The 19,893-nt window shown below is 56.3% G+C and carries 14 protein-coding genes, 1 tRNA gene and 1 pseudogene; 9 read left to right on the plus strand and 7 right to left on the minus strand.

The annotated features are described in order from the left end of the window. Positions 1-409 precede the first annotated feature (409 nt). From B5F38_RS14595 to B5F38_RS07900, 7 genes and pseudogenes are all read left to right on the plus strand, one after another. Positions 410-1,213, plus strand: a pseudogene (locus B5F38_RS14595) (MFS transporter); the annotation flags it as partial. A 14-nt stretch (positions 1,214-1,227) separates the two neighbouring features. After that, the gene (locus B5F38_RS07875) at positions 1,228-2,460 is read left to right on the plus strand and encodes a DUF1343 domain-containing protein (protein WP_087881021.1); all 1,233 of its coding nucleotides are present in this window, start codon (positions 1,228-1,230) and stop codon (positions 2,458-2,460) included. Positions 2,461-2,479: 19 nt separating this feature from the next. Next, positions 2,480-5,278, plus strand: a complete 2,799-nt coding sequence (locus tag B5F38_RS07880) for an FAD-binding and (Fe-S)-binding domain-containing protein (RefSeq protein WP_087408746.1) — start codon at positions 2,480-2,482, stop codon at positions 5,276-5,278. Between the two features lie 12 nt (positions 5,279-5,290). After that, on the plus strand, positions 5,291-6,463 hold the full coding sequence (locus B5F38_RS07885; RefSeq protein WP_087408747.1) for a heparan-alpha-glucosaminide N-acetyltransferase domain-containing protein: 1,173 nt from the start codon (positions 5,291-5,293) through the stop codon (positions 6,461-6,463). Next, positions 6,460-7,299, plus strand: coding sequence for an ATPase (locus B5F38_RS07890; RefSeq protein ID WP_087408748.1), 840 nt, complete (start codon positions 6,460-6,462; stop codon positions 7,297-7,299). The genes B5F38_RS07885 and B5F38_RS07890 overlap by 4 nt, the downstream gene beginning before the upstream one ends. Before the next feature lie 12 nt (positions 7,300-7,311). Beyond that, on the plus strand, positions 7,312-8,139 hold the full coding sequence (gene murQ / locus B5F38_RS07895; RefSeq protein WP_087408749.1) for an N-acetylmuramic acid 6-phosphate etherase: 828 nt from the start codon (positions 7,312-7,314) through the stop codon (positions 8,137-8,139). A gap of 15 nt (positions 8,140-8,154) precedes the next feature. Then, positions 8,155-8,820: a GDSL-type esterase/lipase family protein gene (locus B5F38_RS07900; protein WP_087408750.1), complete on the plus strand. Its 666-nt coding sequence runs from the start codon at positions 8,155-8,157 to the stop codon at positions 8,818-8,820. A 273-nt stretch (positions 8,821-9,093) separates the two neighbouring features. Here B5F38_RS07900 and B5F38_RS07905 read toward each other — a convergent pair whose 3' ends face one another. The 3 genes from B5F38_RS07905 to B5F38_RS07915 form a co-directional block, all read right to left on the minus strand. After that, the gene (locus B5F38_RS07905) at positions 9,094-10,536 is read right to left on the minus strand and encodes a hypothetical protein (RefSeq protein WP_087408751.1); all 1,443 of its coding nucleotides are present in this window, start codon (positions 10,534-10,536) and stop codon (positions 9,094-9,096) included. Between the two features lie 49 nt (positions 10,537-10,585). Further along, on the minus strand, positions 10,586-13,426 hold the full coding sequence (locus tag B5F38_RS07910; RefSeq protein ID WP_087408752.1) for a TonB-dependent receptor: 2,841 nt from the start codon (positions 13,424-13,426) through the stop codon (positions 10,586-10,588). 180 nt (positions 13,427-13,606) lie between these two features. Next, positions 13,607-13,969 (minus strand): helix-turn-helix domain-containing protein, encoded by a 363-nt coding sequence (locus B5F38_RS07915; protein ID WP_087408753.1) that lies wholly within the window; start codon positions 13,967-13,969, stop codon positions 13,607-13,609. A 171-nt stretch (positions 13,970-14,140) separates the two neighbouring features. On the opposite strand from B5F38_RS07915, the gene B5F38_RS07920 reads away from it, so the two are divergent. Further along, entirely contained in the window at positions 14,141-14,554 is a 414-nt protein-coding gene (locus B5F38_RS07920; RefSeq protein ID WP_087408754.1) for a cupin domain-containing protein, read from the plus strand. Positions 14,555-14,661: 107 nt separating this feature from the next. Here the strand turns inward: B5F38_RS07920 and B5F38_RS07925 are convergent, their stop codons facing one another. Together B5F38_RS07925 and B5F38_RS07930 are read right to left on the minus strand one after the other, a co-directional pair. Continuing rightward, positions 14,662-15,957, minus strand: a complete 1,296-nt coding sequence (locus B5F38_RS07925) for an alpha-L-fucosidase (RefSeq protein WP_087408755.1) — start codon at positions 15,955-15,957, stop codon at positions 14,662-14,664. A gap of 205 nt (positions 15,958-16,162) precedes the next feature. Further along, a complete protein-coding gene (locus B5F38_RS07930) occupies positions 16,163-16,942 on the minus strand; it encodes an META domain-containing protein (RefSeq protein ID WP_087408756.1) in 780 nt (259 codons plus the stop codon). A 223-nt stretch (positions 16,943-17,165) separates the two neighbouring features. Between B5F38_RS07930 and B5F38_RS07935 the strand changes: the two genes are divergently transcribed. Continuing rightward, positions 17,166-17,822 carry a lipocalin family protein gene (locus B5F38_RS07935; RefSeq protein WP_025278368.1) on the plus strand — a complete coding sequence of 219 codons (657 nt, stop codon included), beginning with the start codon at positions 17,166-17,168 and terminating at the stop codon, positions 17,820-17,822. Positions 17,823-17,968: 146 nt separating this feature from the next. On the opposite strand, the gene B5F38_RS07940 is transcribed toward B5F38_RS07935, so the two are convergent. Together B5F38_RS07940 and B5F38_RS07950 are read right to left on the minus strand one after the other, a co-directional pair. Further along, positions 17,969-18,622, minus strand: coding sequence for a hypothetical protein (locus B5F38_RS07940; protein ID WP_025278369.1), 654 nt, complete (start codon positions 18,620-18,622; stop codon positions 17,969-17,971). 1,147 nt (positions 18,623-19,769) lie between these two features. Beyond that, positions 19,770-19,843, minus strand: a tRNA-Met gene (locus B5F38_RS07950). Positions 19,844-19,893 lie beyond the last annotated feature (50 nt).

The following is a 19,893-nucleotide window of genomic DNA, read 5'->3' on the forward strand; positions in this document are numbered from 1 at the left end:
TCCCGCCCAAGTCGACTCGGTAAATGCCTGGGTAAAACAGCAGAACATCGCCAACGGTTTCGCCGCTCCCGAGACGGCCGCCACGACCCAGAGCAGCACCGCCGCAAAGGGTCAGGAGCTCAGCAAGTTCGAGCTCTTCATCAAGAACACCTTCGGTGAAAACCGCGAGCGCACCCAACACCAGCTCACCGGCAACATCGGGGTCATCAAGGTATGCCTCTCGCAACAGCCCAAACCCGGCGAAAAGGTGGTACTCAACACCGTGCACAAAACGGGTGACCAGAGTATCTTCCTCACTCAGGGCGACCGCATCGAGTTCAACGCCGACAACTGGAACAAACCCGCCTACATCACCATACAGGTAGACCCGAAACTGAAAGAGGCTTCGTCGGCTTCGTTCGAGTCGACCTCGGGCAACATCGCCCTGGCCTGGTCCATCACCTTCTTCGTACTGGCCGGTTTCTTCATCGCCATCTGCCTGTATCACAAATACATTCTGCCCAAACCCGCTTCCGACCGGGCCGTATGCGAGGCTACCGCCTCGAACATCTTCAAGGAGTTCTTCGCCACCTTCGTCACCTTCTTCAAGAAGAAACAGGTATGGGTGGCCGTCCTCTTCATGCTGCTCTACCGTCTGCCCGAGGCACAGCTGGTGAAACTCATCAACCCCTTCCTGCTCGACCCCAAAGAGCTGGGCGGTCTGGGTCTGACCACCGGCCAGGTAGGTCTGGTCTACGGTACCATCGGCATCCTGGGCCTCACCGTCGGCGGCATCATCGGCGGTATCGTAGCAGCCAAAGGCGGCCTGCGCAAATGGCTCTGGCCCATGGCCTGGAGCATCTCGCTCACCTGCGCCACCTTTGTCTACCTCAGCTACTACCAGCCCGACAGTCTCTTCATCATCAACCTCTGCGTCTTCATCGAGCAGTTTGGCTACGGCTTCGGCTTCACCGCCTACATGCTCTACCTCATCTACTTCTCCGACGGCGAGCACAAGACCGCCCACTATGCCATCTGTACCGCCTTCATGGCTCTGGGCATGATGTTGCCGGGCATGGCTGCCGGTTGGCTGCAAGAGCTCATCGGGTATAAACACTTCTTCTACTGGGTAATGATTTGCTGCGCCGCCACCATCGCCGTGTGTGCCTTCATCAAAATCGACCCCAACTACGGCAAGAAGGATGCAAACGAAAATGAAACAGTAACAAAATAGCAAAAAGAAAGTCTATGACATTAAAAAAGTATATAATTTTGTGCCTGATTGCAATTTTTGCAGGAGGATTGAGTGCACAGAAAACAATGACAGGAATCGAGGTTCTGAAAAAAGATAACTTCAAGATACTGGAGGGGAAAAGAGTCGGTCTCATCACCAACCCTACGGGGGTGGACAATTCGCTGAAATCGACCATCGATATCCTGTTTGAAGCTCCCAACGTCAATCTGGTAGCCCTCTACGGTCCCGAACACGGTGTGCGCGGCGACGTGCATGCCGGCGACAAGGTAGAGAACTCGACCGATCCCTCGACCGGACTACCCGTCTATTCGCTGTACGGGAAGACCCGCAAACCTACCCCCGAGATGCTCAAGGGCATCGATGTGCTCGTCTATGACATCCAAGACATAGGCTGCCGCTCGTTCACCTACATCAGCACCATGGGGGTAGCCATGGAGGCTGCCGCCGAAAACGGCATCGAGTTTGTCGTGCTCGACCGTCCCAACCCCATCGGGGGCGAGAAGGTCGAAGGCAACATCGTCGAGGACGGCTACTTCTCCTTCGTGAGCCAGTTCAAGATTCCCTACGTCTACGGACTCACCTGCGGCGAGCTGGCTCGCATGCTGGTGGGCGAACACATGTTGGCCAAGGACTGCAAGCTCACGGTCGTACCCATGAAACACTGGAAACGCAATATGGACTATGCCCAGACGGGGCTGCAATGGATACCCTCGTCGCCCCATATTCCGCACCCCCACTCGGCCTACTTCTACCCCCTGTCGGGTATCGTGGGCGAGTTGCCCTATCTGTCGATAGGCGTGGGGTACACCATTCCGTTCCAGATGTTTGCCGCCCAGTGGATCGACGCCGAGAAGCTGGCCGACCGCATGAACGCGCTCGAGTTGCCGGGCATCAAGTTCCGCCCCATACACCTGAAGCCCTTCTACGCTTTCGGGCAGGGCGAACACTTGCAGGGAGTACAAGTGCACATCCTCGACTATCGGAAGGCTCGCCTCTCCGAGGTCCAGTTCTACATCTTGCAGGAGTTGGCTGCCATGTACCCCGACAAGAAGGCTTTCGGGCCCGAAACCGAAAAGCGTTTCGACATGTTCGACAAGGTGTGCGGCAGCAACCAGATACGCGAGCGGTTCTCCAAGAACTACCGCTTCGACGACATCAAGGACTACTGGTATAAAGATGTAGAGAGCTTCAAGAAATTGTCACGCAAATACTATCTTTATAAGTAACACCAAGTAACAGACCGAGATGAAAGATCAAAAGTACAACGCTTATCTGAAAGAGGTCGGGACATTCATTCCCCAAGACCGTATCTACACCGACGAACTGCGCCTGCTGGCGTGGGGTACCGATGCCGGATTTTATCGCCTTATCCCTCAGATCGTAATCCGATCGAAAAACGAGGCTGAGGTGGCCCGGCTGCTGGCCCTGGCCGACAAGTATGCCTTGCCGGTAACTTTCAGAGCTGCCGGGACCTCGCTCTCGGGACAGAGCATAAGCGACTCGATACTGATTGTTGCCGGCAAGAACTGGGAACAATACGCCATCTCGGACGACCATACGCGCATCACGCTCCAGCCCGGCATCATCGGGGCCCGTGTGAATGAAATATTGAAACCCTATGGCAGAAAATTCGCACCCGACCCCGCCTCGGTAAAATCGGCCATGGTAGGAGGCATTGTGATGAACAACGCCTCGGGCATGAACTGCGGCACCCACGCCAACAGCGACAAGGAGCTGCTGTCGGCCAAAATCGTCCTGGCCGACGGGACTCGCCTCGACACGGGCGATCCCGCCAGCCGACAGGCTTTTGAGCAGAGCCACCCCGACTTCTTGAAACGGCTCGTCGAGTTGCGCGACGACATCCGGGCCGACCAGGCCCTGAGCGAGCGCATCCGCCGGAAATACTCCATCAAAAACGTAACCGGCCTCAACCTGCTCCCCTTCGTCACCTACGACGACCCGTTCGACCTCATCGCCCACCTCATGGTGGGCTCGGAAGGTACGCTCGCCTTCCTCTCCGAAGTGACGATGAAGACCGAGCACGACTACCCCTGCTCGGCCAGCGCCATGCTCTATTTCAACGACATCAAGGAGGCTTGCCACGCCGTCGTGGCCATGAAACAGGGCCCGGTATTCAGTGCCGAGATGCTCGACAAGAAGTCGCTCGCCTCGGTGGGCGACACCACCGGCACAGGGCTCACCGCCGTGCTCACCGAGACCAAAGCCGACTCGCCCGAAGAGCTCCAGGCCAACATCGAGGCCATCAAAAAGATACTGGCCCCCTTCCAGACGGCCACACCCATACACTTCACCGACAAGCCCGAGGAGTACTCGAAATACTGGGCCATCCGCTCGGGCATCTTCCCCTCGGTAGGCGGCACCCGCCAACTGGGCACCACCGTACTCATCGAGGATGTGGCCTTCCCCATCAACGACCTGCCCGAGGCTACTGCCGACCTGCAGGCCCTGCTCGAAGAGAACGGCTACGACGATGCCTGCATCTACGGCCATGCTCTGGAGGGTAACTACCACTTCATCATCAGCCAGTCGTTCGACACGCCCGAACAGGTGACCCGCTACGAGCGACTGATGGACGAGGTGAAGAGCCTCGTGGTCGACAAATACGACGGCTCGCTCAAGGCCGAACACGGCACGGGCCGCAACATGGCTCCCTTCGTCAAATACGAGTGGGGCGAAAAGGCATTCGGCTACATGAAGGCCGTCAAAGAGCTCTTCGACCCCAAGGGGTTGCTCAACCCCGGTGTCATCTTCAACGACGACCCGCGCTGCCACCTGAAGAACTTCAAACCCATGCCGCTCACCAACGCCCACGTAGACCGTTGCATCGAGTGCGGCTTCTGCGAGGTCAACTGCCTCACCTGCGGCTTCTCGCTCTCGTCGCGCCAACGCATCGTCATCCGGCGTGAAATCTCCCGGTTGAGCCACCTGGCCGACGCCGAGAGTCAGGCGCGCATGCAAACCCTGCTGAAACAATACAAATATCTGGGCAACGCCACCTGCGCCGGCGACGGACTCTGCTCCATGTCGTGCCCGATGGGCATCAGCGTGGGCGACCTCACCCACGACCTGCGCGAAGAGAGCCTGCCCGCCGGAAGCCTGGGCTACAAAACCGGCGACTGGGTAGCCAACCACTTTGCCGGTACCAAAGCCAGCATCCGTCCGGTGCTCTACCTGGCCAATGTGGCACACTCCCTGCTGGGCGACAAATCGATGAGCGCCGTAGGCCGCACGCTGCACCGCATGGGCCTGCCGCTGTGGACCCCGGCCATGCCCAAACCCTACCGTCCGCACACGATACAACAACATGCCGAACCGCTGAAGGTAGTCTACTTCCCCAGTTGCATCAACCAGACCATGGGCCCGGCCAAAAACTCGCCCGACCCCACGCCGCTTATCGACAAGACCGTAGCCCTGCTGCAAAAGGCCGGCTACGAAGTCATCTTCCCCAAGAACATGAAGAGCCTTTGCTGCGGCACCATCTGGGAGAGCAAAGGCATGCGCGATATTGCCGACCGCAAGTCGGCCGAGCTGGAGGATGCCCTCTACGAAGCCAGCCACGAGGGGCGCTACCCCGTGCTGTGCGACCAGAGCCCCTGCCTGCACCGCATGCGCGAGGTGATGACCCGCGTCAAACTCTACGAACCGGTAGAGTTCATCTACACCTTCTTGCGCGACAAGCTGCAATTCACCCCCATCGACGACCCCATCGCCGTGCACATCACCTGCTCGATGCGGAAGATGAACCTGGGCAACATGCTCGTCGAACTGGCCCGGCTCTGCTCGCGCCACGTCGTCGTACCCGACGAGGTGGGCTGCTGCGGATTTGCCGGCGACCGCGGCTTCACGCACCCCGAGGTCAACGCCTACGCCCTGCGCAAGCTGAAACCCCAACTCGAGAAAGCCGGCGTAAAGACCGGCTACTCCAACAGCCGCACCTGCGAGATAGGACTGACCACCAACTCAGGCATTCCCTACCTCTCGATCGTCTATCTGGTAGACCAATGTACAACCCCTAAAAAATAAAAGAAAAACGCCATGAACAACCCACCCAGCAAACGACTCCTCTCGCTCGACATCCTGCGAGGCATCACCATAGCCGGTATGATTATGGTCAACAACCCCGGCTCATGGGGTCACATCTATGCCCCGCTGGAGCACGCCGAGTGGATAGGGCTCACCCCTACCGACCTCGTCTTCCCCTTCTTCATGTTCATCATGGGTATATCGACCTACATGTCGCTGCGGAAGTTCGATTTCAAACTATCGGGGCCGGTGGCCTGGAAAATCATTCGCCGCACGATTGTCATCTTTGCCATCGGCTTGGCCATCGCGTGGTTCGGGTTGACCATGCGCAACTATCACCAACTGGGCGAAGAGTCGCTGCCGTGGCTCGAGCGTCTGGGCCGGTCGATGTGGAACTTCGATCACCTGCGCATCCTGGGCGTGATGCCCCGTCTGGCCATCTGCTACGGCGTGGCCGCCTTCGTGTCGCTGCTGGTCAAGCACAAGTATATCCCGCACATCGTCATCGTGACCCTGCTGGCCTACTTTGTCGTGCTGGTTACGGGCCGGGGATTCGAGTTCTCCGAAGATAACATCATCTCGGTAGTCGACCGCGCCGTGCTGGGTACCAATCACATGTATCACGACAGCGGCCTGGCCTTCGACCCCGAAGGTCTGCTCAGCACCATCCCGTCGATATGCCACGTGCTGATAGGCGTATTCTGCGGAGGCCTCATCATGCACACCAAAGACAATGCCGTGCGCATGCAAAACCTCTTCATCGCCGGTACCATACTCACCTTTGCGGGCCTGCTGCTCGAGTATGGCTGCCCCATCAGCAAAAAGATATGGTCGCCCACCTTCGCCCTCACCACCTGCGGGCTCGCCGCCAGTGCGCTGGCCCTGCTCATCTGGATTATCGACATCAAAGGCTACAAAAGGTGGAGCCGCTTCTTCGAAGCCTTCGGCATCAACCCCCTGTTCATGTATGTGCTGGGCGGCGTGCTGAGCATCCTCCTGGGCAACATCTACGTCACCTACGGCGGCACGGCCATGACGCTGAAGGGGGTCATCTACAACGAGTGGCTCGTACCCCTGTTTGGCGACGAGACCTTCGCCTCGCTCATCTTCGCCCTGCTCTTCATCGGGGTAAACTGGCTCGTAGGATATGTTTTGTATAAAAAGAAAATATATATAAAGATATGATTATTATAGCAGATAGCGGTTCAACCAAAACCGACTGGTGTGTAGTAAACCAGGGCGCTCCCGTCAAACGAATTACTACCGAGGGTACCAACCCGTTTTTCCAGACCGAGGAGGAGATTAGCCTCGTAGTCAAAGACAAACTCATGCCTCACCTCGAGGGCTTGAAAATCGATGCCGTCTACTTCTACGGTGCAGGCTGTGCCTTCCCCGAGAAGAATGCCATTGTCGAGCAGGCCATCGCCCGCCACATACCCGACGCGCACATCGAGATAGGCAGCGACCTGCTGGCCGCCGCCCGCAGCCTGTGCGGCCACAAGCCGGGCATCGCCTGCATCATGGGCACCGGCTCGAACTCGTGCTACTACGACGGCAAAGAGATTGTCGACAACATATCGCCTCTGGGCTACATCCTGGGCGACGAAGGCAGCGGCGCCGTACTGGGCAAGCTGCTGGTGGGCGACTGCCTCAAGAACCAGCTTACCCCCGAGTTGAAGGAGAAGTTTCTCAAACGCTTCGACCTCACCCCCAAGGAGATTCTCGACCGGGTCTACAAGAAGCCCTTCCCCAACCGGTTCCTGGCTTCGGTTTCGCCCTTCCTCATCGAGAATATCGAGGAGCCCTGCATACACCGCATCGTGCTCAACGGCTTCAAGAACTTCTTCACCCGCAACGTCATGCAGTACGACTACAAAAACGTGAAGGTGCACTTCATCGGCTCCATCGCCTACTACTACAAGGAGGTGCTCGAGGAGGCCGCCAACGCCCTGCAAATCGAGCTGGGCACCATTATCAAAAGCCCCATGGAGGGTCTTGTCGAATATCATTCAACCCTATAAAACGCAATCGCTATGGCATTCGTGAAAATCACCGAGCAACCGTCTCTATACGACAACCTCGAAAAAAAATCGGTCCGTGAGATTCTGGAAGAGATCAATACCGAAGACCAGAAGGTAGCCCTGGCCGTACAAAAGGCCATCCCCCAAATCGAGAAACTCGTCACCCAAATCGTACCCCGCATGAAACAGGGCGGCCGCATCTTCTACATGGGTGCCGGCACCAGCGGACGGCTGGGTGTACTCGACGCTTCGGAGATTCCCCCCACGTTCGGCATGCCGCCCACGCTGGTCATCGGACTCATTGCCGGCGGCGACATCGCCCTGCGCAACCCGGTCGAGAATGCCGAGGACGACATGAACCGCGGCTGGGAAGAGTTGCAGGAACACCACATCAACACCAAAGATACCGTCATCGGCATCGCCGCTTCGGGTACTACCCCCTACGTCATCGGGGCCCTGCGGGCCGCCCGCGAGCACGGCATCCTCACCGGCTCCATCTCGAGCAACCCCGACTCGCCCATCTCGCACGAGGCCGATGTGCCTATCGAGATGATTGTGGGTCCCGAGTATGTAACCGGCAGCTCGCGCATGAAATCGGGCACGGGACAAAAGATGATTCTCAACATGATTACCACCTCGGTGATGATTCAGTTGGGACGGGTCAAGGGCAACCGCATGGTCAACATGCAGCTCTCGAACCAGAAGCTGGTAGACCGCGGTACCCGCATGGTATCCGAAGAGCTGGGCATGGACTACGAGCACGCCAAACGGCTGCTGCTCCTGCACGGCTCGGTCAAGAAAGCCGTCGATGCCTATCACGCCGAAAATCCCGACAAATAAAAGGAGCCGAGTCCTATGAAAAAGATTCCCGTCCTTCTGCTGCTGTCGCTCGTAGGGGCCACGGCCCTGTCGGCCCAAGAGGTCTACCACTACAACCTCTTCTACTACCAGCGGGCCACGCTCTTCGAGAAGCTGCCGGTCGACAGCGACGACATCATCTTCCTGGGCAACAGCATCACCAACGGCTGCGAGTGGCACGAACTGCTCGACAACCCCAACGTCAAGAACCGGGGCATCAGTTCCGACGTGGCCATGGGGGTCTACGACCGCCTCGAGCCCATCGTGCAGGGGAAACCGGCCAAGATTTTCCTGATGATCGGCATCAACGACGTGTCGCACGACCTCTCGACCGACAGCATCGTGGGCAACATCGCCCAAATCGTGCGCAAGATACGCCACGACAGCCCCGCCACGCAGCTCTACATACAGAGTATGCTGCCCATCAACAACTCGTTCGGGCAGTACCGCAAACTCGCGGGCAAGGAGCCGCAAATCGTCGAGATAAACCAGCGGCTCGAGCAACTGGCCGCCGCCGAGCAGTGCACCTATATCGACCTCTATTCGCACCTCACGGCCCCCGGCTCGAACGACCTCGACCCCGCCTACACCAACGACGGGCTGCACCTGCTGGGCGATGCCTATCTGGTGTGGAAAGAGGTATTGCAACCCTACTTGAAATAGCGAAAGTTCTCACTCCATACCACGAGGGGGATAGGCCGAACCACCGGTCTATCCCCCTCGCCGTATAGATATACGTCCGGGAGCCGTTTCTCCCTGCTCCCGACAAGCCCCCTCCGGACAGACGGTACACGAAAAAGGGCTCTATCCTGCCCTCCGAGAGAGCGACGATAGAACCCTTTATGTTCCCGGTTATTGCTAACCCTTCAAGTGTCGAGCCCGGGGCACAGGCCCGACCGTATTAGATTGTGTTCAGTTAAATCAGATTGTGTTGTATCAATAGACTGTGTTCTGGGGATCCATGTTGGTCCAGCCGGTCATCCAGTTGTTGTCGGCCGTTTCGCTGGGCGAGAAGGCACCGATGTACGAAACCTGCTCGAATCCCGAAGCTACCAGCGGGTTGCTCCAGTCGGCAGCCTGGCTTACCAGCGGGCTCTCCTGCGAAGGAATCAGGTTGAAGCCCGTGAGGCTTTGGGGATTGCCCTGCAACTTGAGGTCGGCGATAGCGGCATAGGCGTGGTTCTTGCCGTCGGCCCGGTTGAAGTAGCTGTCGGCAAAAGCACCGTTGTCGGTGGGGCTGTAGGGCGTGTTGTTCTCCCAGTATTGGGCATCCTGGAAGTTCTTGACCATACCGGCAAAGAGGCAGTTCTCTACCACCAGTTTCCCGGCCGTAGCAAAGTCTTGCGTCGTGGAGTTCTTGTCGTTCTCGATGATGAGACCGAGGGGGAATCCGGCAAATACCGAGTTGAACACTCTCAACTGGGTGTTGCGGCGCAGGTGCATGGCAGCCTGGAAGTGGGCGTCGGTATTGCTGCCGTTCACGCCGGCTTCGTCGGTGTAATTGTTCGGATCAACCACGGGACCGAACATCGAGACGTTGGAGAATACGCACGAGGTGTAAGGCTCGATGGTAGCGGCGTCGCTGCAGTTGTCCGATTCGAAACCGTTGGAGGCCGACTTGTCACCGATTTTCGGGTCGCGTACGGCTGCCAGGAACTGCAGACGGCCCGAGAAACCGTTGTCGGTATCGAAGTCGTCGTCCCAGGTACCCAGAGCTACCAGGTGCTTGCAGTTGACGTCGCCGCCGAACCACTCGTAAGAGTCGTCGCCCGAGTAGGAAACCTGTACATAATCGACCGTCGTACCACTGCCGACCGACCCGAAGGTGATGGCGTTGATTTCGTTGTCGACCGAATATTCGATACCGGCAAACTCGCAACGTACATACTTCAGCACACCCGAGTTGTCGGCATCGTCGTTACCGCCGTGTTTGCTGCGTACGCCGCCCTCGATGGTCTGCTCGCCCTTGTTGTTCTTGGCTTTACCCAAGAGGATGATACCGCCCCAGTCGCCCGGTTTACGGCTGCCCGGAGCCTGAGCCGACGTGAAGACGATAGGACGCTCTTTCGTGCCCTCGGCAATGAGTTTGCCGCCCCGCTCTACAATCAGGGTAGCCTTGGATTCTTTCTCACCCTTGATAACCACACCCGGCTCGATGGTGAGGGTAGCCCCCTCGGTTACATATACGAAACCGCGCAGGTTATAGGTATTGGGATAGGTCAAAGTCATGTCCGACGAAATCTCATAGGCATCGGAACCATCGCCCAAGTCGTAGCTCGAACCGGCCGGAACAACGGGTTCGTCGTTATTCTCATCACAACTTACTACGGTCATGGCTGCCAAACATACGAAGGCAATCGTTTTGAATAGCTTTTTCATTTGATTTTCTTTTTGGTTAGTATGATAGAAAAGTTATCTTTTTTCGAGATTAGAAATTGAAGGTGATACCCACACTCACCGCACGGCCCGGACGATACGATTTCGTCACCTGCTCGCGCTCCTGCAACTGACCGGCGGCATCGTAGAACTGCGGGAACTGCTTGTAGACCACCTTCTCGGCCAGTATATCCTTCACGCCGGCCTTCAGCTCGATGAGCTTACCCAGCTTTTTGGAGATGGTGAAGTCGAGGCTGTTGCGGGGCATCTCGTAGGTATCGGGTATGTTCACGCTCACGTCGTGGGTGGTGCTGTTCGACTTGCCGATACCGATAATGCGCTTGCCCAGGCGGTTGTAAAGGAGCGACGACATCAGACCCCACTTCTCGTTCTGGTAGTACAACCCGGCGTTGATGATGTAGGGCGACTGGCCCTGCATGGGGCGGTCTTCGGTCTTGATGATGCCCGACTCGTCGAACCGCACATTGCTCTTGATGAGCGTGGCGTTGAACAGCAGGCTGAAGTTGCGCATTCCGATGAAGTCGAGGCTCTTGCGTATCTCTACCTCGGCACCCAGACTCTGGGCCGAGAGGGCATTCTCGTAGTTGTAGCGCAGGGTACCGCCCATGTCGATGAAGGTCCATTCGATGGGGTTCTCGAAATGTTTGTAGAAGAGCCCTACACTCACCATCTCGCCCCGGGCGGGATAGAACTCGTAGCGGAAATCGAGGTTGTCGATCTTGCAGGTCTTCAGATTTTCGTTACCGCCGATTTCGTTGAAGAGGTCGAAGTCGTAGTAGACGGCCGGCGACACCTCGCGGAACTCGGCCCGGTTGAGCGAGCGGCCGTAGGCGAGCCGCAACAGGTGCTGCTCGTTGAAGTTGTAGGTGGCGTTGACCGAGGGCAACAGGTCGAGGTCGACGTAGTCGCGGCTGGTCAGCAGGGTTTGCGTGGCCGACATCGACTTGTCGCGGGTGAGGCGCAGTCGGTTATACTCGAGGCGCAACCCGGCGTAGATGTTGAATTGGCCCAGCGGCAGCTCGATGGCTCCGTAGCCGGCACCGTAGAGGTTGGTGGCTTCGTAGGCGTTGGTCTTCTGGGTGATTTCGTCGATGTAGACCTTGTCGGCACTCAGCCAGGCATCGCTCATCATCTCTTCGTAAGGCAGGTAGAGGTACTCCTGACGCTCGGCCACGGTGAGGTTGTCGTAGCGGTAGACAAACTCGCGGGGGGTATAGCTGCGGGTGCGGTATTCGCCCATCAGGCCGCCCTTGACGGTCGAGCGGATGGAACCCAAATTGACAGAGCCCTTGTAATCGACACTCCCCGAGAAGAGGTGGTCGCTGAGCGACTGGAAGTAGCGCGAGATCTCCTCGTTGCCCACCTTCAGTTGCGACACGTCGGCGCCCTCGCTCATACCGGCCTGGTTGACGATGATGCGTCGGTCGGGCTCGGTTTTGTAGGCGTAGCTGTAGCCTACGTTCCACGACAGGGAGTGCAGCTTGTGCTCGTCGAGGAAGTGGTTGCCGGCCAGCTGCCCCAGGTAGGTGAGGCGCGACTGGTAGAGCATCTCGGTCTCTTCGCGGTAGAAGGGGCTGCTGATGTTGCGCTCGCCGGTACGTTCGGTCAGGCGGTTTTTACCCAGCATGTTGAAGAGGTTGCGGAACTCGATTTTGTTGCGGTCGCTGAAGACAAACGACCAGTTGTGCATGGCCCCTACCCGCACGTCGTTGGAGTATTGGTTGTCGATATAGTCGTCGAGGTAGACCGGCTTGTCGGCCTCCGACGAGTAGACGCCGAACCGGGCGTTGACAATATCCTGTATCGTCTTGTAGGTGTTGCTGTAATTGATGAAGGTGGTCATGCCTATCTCGGTGCCCCCTTCGGTGTCGAACCGCCGGTTGACGGTGAGCGACAGCCGCTGGTCGGGCATGGGAATGTAGCTCTTCACCCGCCAGTCGGAGTTGAACGAACGGGTCAGCCGTGTCACCTCGTCGGGGTTGCTGCCGGCCACATCCATGTGCGAAGGCATGCTGCTCGAGAGGGGGCGTTTGCTCAAGTCGAAGCCCAGCCAGTCGGTCGAGCTGCCGGGGTTGAGCCGGGTGTCGGTAAACTGCGTGCTGGTGTTGAACCCGGTGGTGTAGTTCACCTGCACCGAGTTGCGCAGCGGCAGGCTCTTGGTAGTGATGCGTATGAAACCGCCGGCAAAGTCGGCCGGAATTTCGGGAGCCGGCGACTTATAGATAATCATGTTTTCGATTTGCGAACTGGGCAGCATGTCGAACGAGAAGACCCGGCTGTCCGACTCCAGACTCGGGGCCGTGTTGCCGTTGATCCACACGTTGTTGTAGCGTTGGGCCAATCCCCGCACCACCACAAAGCGGTCGTCGAGAATCGAAATACCCGGCACGCGCTTCACCACCTCGGAGGCATCGCGGTCGAGCGTCTTGGCTATCTGCTGCGACGAGATACCGCTCGCCACCTGCACCTGGGCCTTCATTCCCTCGATGAGCGACGTCTCGGTGTCGTTGCGCCGGTAGGTCGAGACCACCACCTCTTGCAGGGCAACCCCGTCCTCTTCGAGCTCGATTACCAGCGGAGCAGCACTCTGTCCGGCAACTACCTCGACCGGTATCCGGGCCGTCTTGTACGAGAGATAGCGGCAGACAATCACCTGTTTGCCGGCCGGCACGCTCTTCAACGCGAAGTTCCCGTCTATATCGGTAGCCGCAGCTATCGAGGTATTCTCGACCTGGATGGTGGCTCCGATGATGGTCTCGCCGCTCTTCTTGTCCTGTACGATTCCCGTAATCGAGCCGGTAGCCGGAGCGCCCAACACCCGAAGTGTAAAAGTGAATCCTAAAACAATCGCTAATAATCTGTTTTTACCCATACTTTCTTATCTTTTTTCTTTCCGCCGCAAAGGTATGGGCATGGGGCTACAAAGATGAGACAACGACGTGAATGAGCATATAACATCTGTTACATTTCGATAACCTGCATTTATCAAAAATGTTTCAACAGATGTATATCTATCTGTCAAACAGAGCGATTAGAAACAAAAAGGGTAACACTACGACTCCCCGGAGCGCATTGCCTCCCGCGAAGCCATGATGTCGCCCGAGTGCTCGAAGGCCCAGCGCACCAGCTCGCCGAGCACCGGCATGAAGCTCTGCCCCCGTTCGGTGAGGGTATACTCGACCCGCGGCGGTATCTCGGCATAGACCCGGCGGGTGAGCATGCCATCCTCCTCGAGCGACCGCAGCGTGACAGTGAGCATGCGTTGCGAGATGTCGCCCAACGAGCGCTGTATGTCGTTGAAGCGCATGGTGCCGTTTTCGTGCAAGGTCTCGAGCACCAGCACCGACCATTTGCTGCCCAGCCGGCTCAAAATATCGCGCACGGGACAAACTCCGGTATGAAGAAAAGTTTTCATCTTATTTAATATTTTGTATATTCCTGATTTCCTGCATTCGTTACCTCGGTGTAACTTACCTATCTCGCTGTGCCTTCTTGCAAGGGAGCCGGGAAAAGAGCATCTTCGCACTACAAAAATAATAAAGTTATTTTTAGTAACCAATCATAAACCAACTTAATCGATAAGAAAATGGAAACAATTCGTAAAGTCAATGAGGGTGAAAAATTCACCCACGCCACGGTAGGCGACCTGAGCGCCTTTGCCGGCAAACAGTTTGTAAAAGATTGTGCAGGCACCACCGGTTGCGAAATCTCGTTCAGCACCTTGAACCCGGGCGAGGCCGCACCCTTCTTCCACAGCCACAAGCAGAACGAAGAGGTCTATCTGATTTTGCGGGGCTCGGGCGACTTCCAGGTCGACGACACCGCCTTCCCCATCGCCGAGGGCTCTATCGTGCGTGTAGCCACCCACTGCAACCGCTCGTTGCGCTGCACCTCGGCCGGCAGCATGCTCTACCTCTGCATCCAGGTCAAAGAGGGTAGCCTCGACCAATGCACGTTGAACGACGGTATAATTACCCAACAAGAGGTGGCCTGGAAATAAACCGACCGTACCCTACTCCAGAAACAGCCGCAGGGCCTCACTTCCCTCGATGGAGGGGTGAGGCCCTGCGTTTTATTGCTGCGTTTTATTATTGCAAAGTCCGACGACTATTTGAGCGTCACCTTCACCACATAGTCGATACAGTCGTCGGGAATCTCTACCCCGAAGTCGAGCACCCCCTTCTTACATTTGTAGTCGATGCGGGTACCCTCGCCCAGCACCTCGACACTCTTCACCTTCTGCGCAACCGGCATCTTCACCTGCTCGATGTCGGTATTCAGAATATGCACATAGAGCACGTTGCCGTTGCGGGTCGTGATGAGGTTGTCGCCCTCGCGGTAATCGCCGGCCACGGTGGCATAGATCGACTCGCCGTAGCGATCGAGCCACTTGCCCATCTCGGCCAGGCGGGTCAAGGCAGCCTCGGGCAACGTACCGTCGGGTTGCGGGCCGACGTTGAGCAGCAGGTTGGCCCCTTTGCCCGAGGTGCGCACCAACAGCTGGATAAGCTCCCGAGTCGATTTATACTCCTGGTCGGTCACCCGGTACCCCCACGAGTGGTTCATGGTCTGGCAGGTCTCGAGCGGCAAGGCGCTGATGTCCTGTCCCGAAAGTCCGGCTTTGTTCTCGCCCGGCACATCGCGCTCGAAAATCTGGATGTCCTCGCCCTCGAAGGGAGTCTGATGGTGGTTGTTGCCCACCAGGCAGCCGGGTTGCAGGTCGTGAATGAGCTTATACTGCTCCTCCAGCTCCCAGTTGAAGGGGACGGAATCCACGTCGTGGTCCCACCAGCCGTCGAACCAGATGGCCCCGATCTCGCCGTAGTTGGTGAGCAACTCGGTCAACTGGTTGTTCATGAAGCGATAGTATGCCGGCCAGTCGGCGCGGTCGAGCCGCTTGGTCCCCCGGCCCGTACGGCCTGCGGGATAGTCCTCGCGGGTCCAGTCGATGTGCGAGTAATAGAGGTGCAGCTTGATGCCCTGGCGGTGACACTCCTCGGCCAGCTGCCGCACGATGTCTTTGCCGTAGGGCGTATTCATGATGTTATAGTCCGACCACCGGGTATCCCACATGGAGAAGCCCTCGTGATGCCGGGTGGTGAAACAGATGTATTTCGCCCCCGCAGCCTTGAAGGCCGACACCCACTGGCGGGCATCGAAACGGTGGGGATAAAAGCCGTTCATGGCCTTGGCATATTCGCGGGCGTCGACACTGGCATTGTTCATATACCACTCACCCTGTGCAAAGGTGCTGTACAGGCCCCAGTGGATAAAGATACCCAGCCGGCTCTCGGCAAACTCTTTCCTGTTCTGAAGATTCTCGGGGGTAGGTACATACTTCTGGGCCTGCGCCGACACAGACAGCAGGCAGAAGCATGCAAGCGTTGCAATCCATTTTTTCATCGGTTCTTGTTTTTAGTATTTCATGTGTATCAGGTCGATGCCGGGAAGGGGCCCGACACCCATACAAATGTAAGGAAAATCTGCGGAAAGCACACTCCGGAGGCGCAAAAATCCATACCTCCCAGAGCACAAAAACAACCGAGGGGCTACCCTCCCGCATGGCGGGAAGGCGGCCCCTCGGTCTCACCTGTATATCTGGAACAGTTTATTTGCTCCGTTCCAACTCGAGCACAATCGTGCCACCCTCGCTCATGAGTGCCAGACGGCCGTTGTCGAGCAGACCGTAGGAACGCACGCTGTTGAGGGCCGAGAGTACCTGATTCTCGGTATCCATGTCGGGGCAGGCCATACGGGTAGAGGCCACGTTGCCAAACGAGATGGAGTTCTCGTCGGCCCCGTCGTGGTTAATCGCACCCGAAAGCCGGTTACAACCCGAATTGCCGGTTACCCGATTGGCTGTCACGTCGAAGTTGAGTGCTGGCACGGTTTCCATGCCTTCGGGCAAAGCGGCTCCGTAGAGGCTCACCACACGCCAGTCGCCTTTCAGGCTCGACAGGGGCACGACTTCGAAACGCTTCTGCAACAGCATCACCGGCTCTTTGTCCGCTCCATACAGCACCAACGTCTTGCCCGAGCACTTGAGGCTTTTCACCGAGGCCAACGCATTGAGCATGAGCCGCTCGGTCTCCATATCGGGACAAGCCATGAGGGTAGAGGCCATCTGCCCCAATTCGATTTTATTGGGTTTCGAGAGGGTCAAAGCACCCATCAGCCGGTTGCAACCGGTATAACCATATACCCGTCCGTCTTGGGCATCAAACCCGATAAAGGGTTGCGACTCGGCCTGCACGGCCTGGCCTTGAATCGCCACTACATTCCATTCGCCGTCGAGATCGTTTACCGACACGGCATCTTTTGAGGAGCGGCACGCAGCCAACGAAAGCACGGCAGCAGCCACAGCCACATATAAACACTTCATTTTCATAGTTCTTTTTGTTTTAGTTTCTATTCTATATTTTCTACACGAATTTCTCGTATAAAGATAAAACAAAAATAAAGGCCAATACTGCGCTACGATACATTAAATTGTCTTAAAACCGTCTCGCATTTGTATATTCTTTCTTTTCTCCCGGGGTATCGGGATACCAAAATTCCTTTTTATTCATAGCTTTGCAGAAAGTACCATAAACCTAAAACACTTTTCAACAATGAAAACAAAAATGTTCACGGCCTTGACAGCTATTGCTATTCTGGCCTCGGCCTGTCAGAACAAAGCCTCCTTGACGGGACAATGGATCGAACCGATACCGGGTAACCCCGATGCCATACAGGGTATCGACCTGAAAGAAAACGGTGAAGCATCATCGATCAACATGGCAACCCTCCAATACGAACAGTGGAGTCGGGAGGGCGACCGGCTTATCCTCTCGGGCGAAAGCATCGGCAACCACCAGACCATCGCCTTTGCCGATACGTTCGAAATCGGCAAACTCACGGCCGACAGCCTCGTATTGAAAAAGGGCGACTATGTGATGAGCCTTGCCCGTCCGCAAAGTTCGATACCGGCCACTCTTATACAACCGGCGACCCCGCTCTCCTTCACGGTGAACGGGCGATTGATCATCGGGCACGAGGTGCGCTCGTTTATTGCCGACGGCGATACGGCCGAATACTGGATTATCGACGAAACCGATTCCCTGAAGCCTCTGTACGAAAAGGCCGTCGGCGAGAAGGCAAAACCCTACACCGCCGTGAAAGCCTCGCTGCGAGTGGTCGACGCCGGGAAATCGGCCGAAGGATTTGCCGCCGAATACGACGGTGTCTATCGGGTAAAAGAGGTAATCGAGGTATCCCCCATGCCTTGACCCGACTCCCCGGCCAACTCACCCCTGAACAGACTCAAGAGAAAACGACCGGGAGAACCTCCCCCCCTTCTCCCCTTCTCCGCATACAAGCAGCGGCAGGCCCCCGTACGGAGTCCTGCCGCTCTTTTCTTTATCCTTAAAAGAGGTTATTCTTCACCGGCGGGAGAAGCCTCTGCGGGTGCCTCGCTCTCGGCCGGAGCGGCATCGGCCACCCGATTCGAGATGCGCTTCGCACTATTGGCAATCGAGGCCATGGCCCGGTACAACTCGGCCAACAGACGGCCCGAAACGACAATGAGGAAGCCGATAATCGGGTACATGATTATCATCACGACACCCGTGCCCCACGGCAACAGGCTGGCTCCGCCCAACTGGTTCATCATCTCACTGCCGCCAAACAGCAGGAACAGCAGCGATGCCACACAGCCAAACAAGCCGATGTAGAAGCCCAACCACTCGCCTACGGTCTGAATAAAATGCGACACCATGGGAATGGCTACAAACTCGTTATCCTCACAAAGCAGCTCTTTCAATTTTTTCTGCCTGTTTATCCAGAGCACAAAGCTCATAATGCCCAAGGCTATCATGAGAATAAATATCAAAATGAGGGCAAAAATAACCTTCCCCGGTATATACTCGAAGACACCACTGCCTATTGCCCCAAAGATGGCCACCAACGGGAACAGCAAATTCAGGACAGCAATAGCTACATACAACCAACGGAAGGGCTCACGATAAAACGACCCGTTGTCGATAAACTGCCATAACGGCTCGAAAAAAGCAAATAACTTGTCTTTCATGATAAAAAGAAGTTTAGATGAAGGCCTTTATTCCATAAAGCATGCAAAAAGAGGCCTTTTATTTTTACATACCCTTTGTTAGACAGAAAGAGAAACATAACGACAAACAAAAAGAGCCCATGTTCCCCTTTGACATTGCCAGACAGTTCCCTCCCCTGCACTTCAAATATAGTAAATCTATTTTAACTTAGATAAAAATATGTAACTTTTTTTATACTCCCCTACCGATATTTCTCTGAATACCGCGTCGGGGGCGTGGAATGATGGGTGTGTCTCCCATGCACGCAATGCGCATCATGTCACCCCGCACCTCGATGCGGGGTCCAGAAGAGGACAAGCGAGACTTTCATTTACGGGGTCTTTGCCGGTATTTACCTCATGCGGGTATTCCCCCTTTACGGGTATTCTCTAGATTCCGCGTCGGAGCGCGGAATGACAAGAACGTCACCCCGCACCTCGATGCGGGGTCCAGAAGAGGATAAGCGAGGCTTTCATTTACGGAGTCCTTGCCAGTATTTACCTCATGCGGTATTCCCCCCCCCTTTGCGGACTGTCTCCTTTGCGGGTATTTTCTGGATTCCGCGTCGGGGCGCGGAATGACTACATACAAAAAAAAGAGCTCCAATTACCTGAAGCTCTCTTTGTAGCGAGACCGGGGTATGATCCCGGGACCTTCCCGATGCTGTATCGGGACGCCCTAACCCTTCGCTATCAACTGCTTGATATATATTCTACTCTTCTTATTCTTTATCTCTCGCTCCCGAGCCATGGCGGCCCCTTTCTCCGTATAGGATTCGCTATACACCAATTCCCAAGGCCTGCCGCTTCGGGTACTCGGCGTAGCTCCCGCATTGTGCTTCGACAAGCGAGTGGCTATATCGTGAGCATAACCTACATAGTATCGATTGCGTGTACGTGAATAGAGGATATAAACGTAATACATTGGAGAAGGTAAAAAAAATGCCTCACTGAATCGTGAGGCAACTTTTATTTTTCGTAGCGAGACCGGGGTATGATCCCGGGACCTTCCCGATGCTGCATCGGGACGCCCTAACCCTTCGCCACAATAATAAAAAGCACCAAGCCTCACTTCAAGTGCTATATGAACTTAACGAAAAAGAGCTCCAGTCTCCTGAAGCTCTCTTTGTAGCGAGACCGGGGTATGATCCCGGGACCTCATGATTATGAATCATGCGCTCTAACCAACTGAGCTATCTCGCCATCATGTCTATTTTTGCATCGACCACTTGTCAAATGCGGTGCAAAGATAA

The organism is Barnesiella sp. An22 (assembly GCF_002159975.1).
In the GTDB taxonomy this organism is placed as follows: domain Bacteria; phylum Bacteroidota; class Bacteroidia; order Bacteroidales; family Barnesiellaceae; genus Barnesiella; species Barnesiella merdigallinarum.